Genomic DNA, 5,023 nt, shown 5'->3' with positions numbered 1-5,023 from the left:
AATTTGCCCCTCCACCCGTTTCAGAAACTTTTGGCGATTGTTAATAGATTTGCCCTTCGTATTTTTTCGCCGATCAATAATATTACTATTGCTCATATAGTTACGTTGAAAATAAACGTGATCAATTACGCCTCTACAGAATTTCTCCCTGTCACATTTCGTATTTTTCCTCTATCCCATCGTTTTACGAACGCGCATAAACCAGTCTACCAGAATGCGAATTTGCTTCGCAGTATAGCCCCGATCATTCATTCGGCGAGTAAAATCCTGGTGTTTGCGATCATCTTCTTCGTTACTTTTGGCATTGAAAGAAATTACCGGAAGTAAATCTTCAGTGTTGGTGAAAATCTTCTTTTCAATCACGTTTTTAATTTTCTCGTAAGAATCCCAGCGGGGGGTTTCGCCGCCATTATTAGCCTTGTAGCGCAACGTGAAGTTAGTTACTTCTGCCCGGAAATCTTTCGGATTGGCAATTCCCGCCGGTTTCTCGATCTTTTCTAACTCATCGTTTAAAATGCTTCGGTCTAAAATTTCTCCCGAATCCGGATCACGGTAGTCGTTATTTTGAATCCAGTAATCAGCGTAAATAATGTACTTCTCAAAAATGTTTTGTCCGTAGGTGCCGTAAGATTCAATGTAGGCTTTCTGAATTTCGTCGGCAATAAACTCAGCATACTTAGTAGCCAGAATAGATTTGATAATATTCAGATACCGCTCCTCGTTTTCGTTATCTAACTCTAGCTTTACTACTTCCTGTTCCAGCACGTACAGAAGATGCACCGGATTGGCTGCTAGCTCTTCATTATCGAAGTTGAATACTTTAGACAGTACCTTAAACGCAAAGCGAGTAGAAACCCCCGTCATTCCTTCGTTAATTCCGGCATCGTCGCGGTACTCTTGAATAGACTTAGCATTGGGATCAGTCTCTTTCAGGGTTTCTCCATTGTAAACTCGCATCTTAGAGTGCAAGCTGGAATTTTCCGGAACCTTCAACCGAGTCATTACTGAAAATTGAGCGAGTAATTCTAGCGTGAGCGGGGCGCAAGGAGCTTGGTCTAGTGAGCTTTCTCGGATTAATTTTTCGTATATGTTGATTTCCTCATCTACCCTCAAACAATACGGCACCTGCACTTTGTAAATTCGATCTAAAAAGGCCTCATTCTTTTTGTCATTAGCAAATTTTGCCCATTCAGACTCGTTCGAGTGGGCTAAAATGATTCCATCGTAAGGAATAGCTCCAATGGGTTCCGTACCTTTGTAGTTATTTTCCTGAGTAGCAGTCAGCAGCGGATTGAGTACCTTAATAGGAGATTTAAACATTTCCACAAACTCCATTACACCCTGGTTGGCTAAACACAACGCCCCTGAGTAAGAATAGGCATCTGGGTCGCTTTGCTGAAACTCTGCCAGCTTACGTATATCAACTTTGCCCACTAGCGTAGAAATATCCTGGTTGTTCTCGTCACCAGGTTCAGTTTTAGAAATTCCGATTTGATTCTGAACAGAGGGGTAAAGCTTTACGACTTTAAATTTATTCACGTCGCCATCAAACTCCCGCAAGCGTTTGGCGGCCCAAGGACTCATACAAGCCGGAATGTAGCGAGATGGAATATTGTACTCTGATTCCAGTTCCTTTTTATAGTCGGAAAATAGCCCCAGTGGGCTTTCGTACACTGGACTAAGTTCATCCCCGGCTTTTAGTACAAAAATTGGGTTCTCTTGCATCAATTGCTTAACCTTTTCAGCCAACGAGCTTTTTCCGCCACCGACTGGTCCCATTAGATACAGGATTTGCTTCTTTTCCTCTAAACCCTGCGCCGAATAGCGGAAGAAAGATACTATCTGATCGATGGTATCTTCCATACCGTAAAACTCGCGGAAGGCCGGATAGCGCTTAATTACCTTATTAGAAAATATCCGACTAAGTTTTGGGTCATTTCGGGTATCCGCTAATTCGGGTTCGCCAATCGCCTCCAGAATTCGCTCTGAGGGTTTGGCGTACATCGTAGCATCTTTTTTACACTCCTTTAAATATTCAGCCAATGTGATTTCGCTAAAAGAGGAGCTGTAGTTGGTCTTGATCTTATCTAATACACTCATATCCTTCTAGATTTACTCTTGTAAATAAGTTAAGAATCACTAAACAGATTACGTTAACGACTTTGACGTAATTGGATGGTTTGTCAGATGGTAGTGCGAATAAGTGACTTCTTCATTACTGCACTAAGGGCCTTTTATAACGAACTGTGGTGAGGTTATGGTATGCATGGATACCCTGAAGGCCGATCAATCAAGCATAGGTTAGCTTGAATTTTCTTTAATCAATAGTTTAATATACTGAAAATTTTTAAAGATGATATAGTTTGATGAACATTTTTCTAAAAAATTCCTTCTTATTTCTAGAGTCATAAAACTAACATTGAAACATGTCACAGAAAAAGATTGCCTTAGTAACTGGAGCATCTGGTAATTTAGGCAGATCAGTAACGAACCGACTATTAGGTGAAGGGTTTGTCGTAGTAGGCACCGTTAAAACCCCAGATGAATCATTGGAATTTGAAGATCATCCATCTTTTGAAAAGTATGCGGTTGACGTAAGTAATGAAAGTGAGATCAGTAACTTAGTGAATCACATCTCTCAAAACTACGGTCAGGTTGATTTTGCGGCGTTGCTGGTTGGTGGATTTGCTATGGGTACGCTGGCAGAAACAACTCACAAGGATTTGGAGAAAATGTATCGCCTAAATTTTCTGACCGCCTATCTATGTTGCCAAAAGCTGTCAGCTCAGATGAGTGATCAGGAGCAAGACGGTCATATTGTACTGGTGGGAGCTCGTCCTGCGCTTGATCCATCAGCCGCGGCGGATATGGTATCCTATGCTCTCTCTAAGTCACTACTATTTCAGCTTGAGAAAATAGTTAATGCTAAGACGGCTGAAACTGGGGTTCGCTGTTCTGTTATTGTGCCTAGCGTACTGAACACACCACCTAACCGAGAATCTATGCCCGACGCTAACTTTAACGACTGGGTTACCCCTGAACAAGTTGCCGAAACAATTGCTTTTCTGGCCTCTTCCAATAGTGCTCCGCTACGGCAGACAGTGCTCAAGTTGTACGGAAATGCCTAAAACGTAGTGAGGCTGAAAATCGGATACTGCGCAATTTTCTCTCTTCCCTTGAGGAAAGACAACTCGACAAGAAAGGATACCTGGACAATTTCCCCACCTAGCCGTTGGACTAGATTGCAAGCAGCAGCAGCTGTACCACCCGTAGCCAATACATCATCGTGCACTACTACTTTCTCCCCAGGCAATATTGCATCTTGATGAATCTCCAGACAATCAGTACCATATTCCAACGTATATTCCTGCTGCAAGGTCTGAAATGGCAACTTCCCCTTTTTCCGAACCGGTACGAAACCTGCCTCCAGCCGTTCAGCCAACGATGCGCCTAAGATAAAACCGCGCGATTCTATTCCCACAACTTTTTGGACCCCTAGCTGAACCAGAGTACTACTAAGTTGACCAACCGCCGCTTTAAAGGCAGCAGGGTTTCCCAATAGTGGAGTAATATCCTTATAGGTAACCCCCGGTTGAGGAAAGTCAACAACATCACGAATATAGTTGGCTAGCTCCATAGCATGGTAGAATTTTAAAAGCGATTTATCGGAATCTGGAAAAACTACACAAGCGTAATGAATTGATAGAAACTTCACAAAATCGCAGCCTCTAATCCTCTACATTTGTTTAAAAAAGTTATGACCACACCAGTATCTGCAAAAGGGAAAAGTATTTATGACAACGCCAAGACTCATTTCTTAGGAAACTTTCCCGGTGATCTACCTATTGAACAAGCCTATGTTCACATTGGAATGTATCTGGGGTGGATCATCGACAATGATTTATATTCCGAGTACTTCGAGGAAGAAGCCGATACTCAAATCTTCAGATTCAAAAAACGCGAAATTTCCTGCACCATTCTTAGTGAGATTTGGGATGGCTACTTAGGCCATGAGCTTTTTAGCGAAGAAGGTAATCTGTTTACTTTTTACTACTACGGCGGTGGTCTTTATCGTAAAGACTACGAAGATTTATTATCAGGAAATCTTCCTTCACTCTACCATGTAAAAGATTCTTGGGATAATTACAGTAAAATCTCTCAGAACATCTCCGTTAGGAACCGCGATTGGAAAAAACTAGTCGGTTAACCTCTCATTTGGTGAGGATTCAACGAATCCGTATATTCAACCCTCGTTGTATAAACTATCCTTACCTATCCTTTGAGACAGCTCGAAAGCATATTAGAACAGTTTAGTAGTTTGGCTTGGGGTACGCCTCTCCTTGTCCTTTTATTAGGCGGAGGGCTATTTTTTATGCTCTATTCTCGTTTCCTTCCGTTCCGCTACTTTGGTCATGCTATTAATGTACTACGAGGAAAGTACGATAACCCGGATGATCCGGGCGAGATTAGCCACTTTGAAGCTCTTTCTAGTGCTTTAGCCGCTACCGTAGGAATGGGAAATGTTACCGGGGTAGCAGTAGCAATTACTGTAGGTGGTCCCGGTGCCCTCTTTTGGATGTGGGTAAGCGCATTTCTGGGTATGGCTACCAAATTTTTTACTTGCACACTGGCAATTATGTACCGAGGGAAAGACAGTGCCGGACAAGTGCAGGGAGGCCCGATGTATGTGATTGAAGAAGGTTTAGGTAAAAAGTGGAAACCGCTGGCAGTATTTTTCTGCGTAGCCGGATTATTGGGACCTCTACCAATGGTAAATGCTAATCAATTAGGTCGAGTTATTAAAGATGTCGTTTTGCTTCCGATGGGAATGCAGGAGAGTTTTGTTCTAAACCTCATTATAGGGCTTTTAGTAGCTACACTAGTTGCCGTAGTTATTTTCGGGGGAATTAAACGAATTGCAAGTGTAGCTAGTCGTATGGTTCCGGCAATGGTGGCTATTTACGTAGTTTCGGTTGTTTATATACTGTTTGCCAATGCCGCTCAGATTGTTCCTTCTCTTAGC

The 5,023-nt window shown here is 42.3% G+C and carries 5 protein-coding genes; 3 read left to right on the top strand and 2 right to left on the bottom strand.

Annotated features, from left to right (window positions below):
- Nucleotides 1–171: 171 nt before the first annotated feature.
- A complete protein-coding gene (locus WBA23_RS13760) occupies nucleotides 172–2,100 on the bottom strand; it encodes a PrkA family serine protein kinase (RefSeq protein ID WP_424582853.1) in 1,929 nt (642 codons plus the stop codon).
- A gap of 326 nt (nucleotides 2,101–2,426) precedes the next feature.
- Here WBA23_RS13760 and WBA23_RS13755 point away from each other — a divergent pair, with 326 nt between their 5' ends.
- Nucleotides 2,427–3,128: an SDR family NAD(P)-dependent oxidoreductase gene (locus tag WBA23_RS13755; protein ID WP_424582852.1), complete on the top strand. Its 702-nt coding sequence runs from the start codon at nucleotides 2,427–2,429 to the stop codon at nucleotides 3,126–3,128.
- Here WBA23_RS13755 and WBA23_RS13750 read toward each other — a convergent pair.
- The gene (locus WBA23_RS13750) at nucleotides 3,125–3,637 is read right to left on the bottom strand and encodes an adenine phosphoribosyltransferase (protein WP_424582851.1); all 513 of its coding nucleotides are present in this window, start codon (nucleotides 3,635–3,637) and stop codon (nucleotides 3,125–3,127) included. The two genes, WBA23_RS13755 and WBA23_RS13750, sit on opposite strands and share 4 nt — an antisense overlap.
- Before the next feature lie 120 nt (nucleotides 3,638–3,757).
- Here WBA23_RS13750 and WBA23_RS13745 point away from each other — a divergent pair, with 120 nt between their 5' ends.
- Together WBA23_RS13745 and WBA23_RS13740 are read left to right on the top strand one after the other, a co-directional pair.
- On the top strand, nucleotides 3,758–4,207 hold the full coding sequence (locus WBA23_RS13745; RefSeq protein ID WP_424582850.1) for a hypothetical protein: 450 nt from the start codon (nucleotides 3,758–3,760) through the stop codon (nucleotides 4,205–4,207).
- 72 nt (nucleotides 4,208–4,279) lie between these two features.
- Nucleotides 4,280–5,023: alanine:cation symporter family protein (locus WBA23_RS13740; protein ID WP_424582849.1), on the top strand; the 744-nt coding region annotated here is incomplete at its 3' end.

It is taken from the genome of Tunicatimonas sp. (genome assembly GCF_049647865.1).
GTDB lineage: Bacteria > Bacteroidota > Bacteroidia > Cytophagales > Cyclobacteriaceae > Tunicatimonas.
The sequence above is the reverse complement of the archived record's forward strand: the minus strand, read 5'-3'. Positions and strand labels throughout refer to the sequence as shown.

Coding starts and splice junctions, on each gene's coding strand:
- WBA23_RS13750 (WP_424582851.1), bottom strand. CDS start 3,637: ATGGAGCTAGCCAACTATATTCGTGATGTTGTTGACTTTCCTCAACCG.
- WBA23_RS13745 (WP_424582850.1), top strand. CDS start 3,758: ATGACCACACCAGTATCTGCAAAAGGGAAAAGTATTTATGACAACGCC.
- WBA23_RS13755 (WP_424582852.1), top strand. CDS start 2,427: ATGTCACAGAAAAAGATTGCCTTAGTAACTGGAGCATCTGGTAATTTA.
- WBA23_RS13760 (WP_424582853.1), bottom strand. CDS start 2,100: ATGAGTGTATTAGATAAGATCAAGACCAACTACAGCTCCTCTTTTAGC.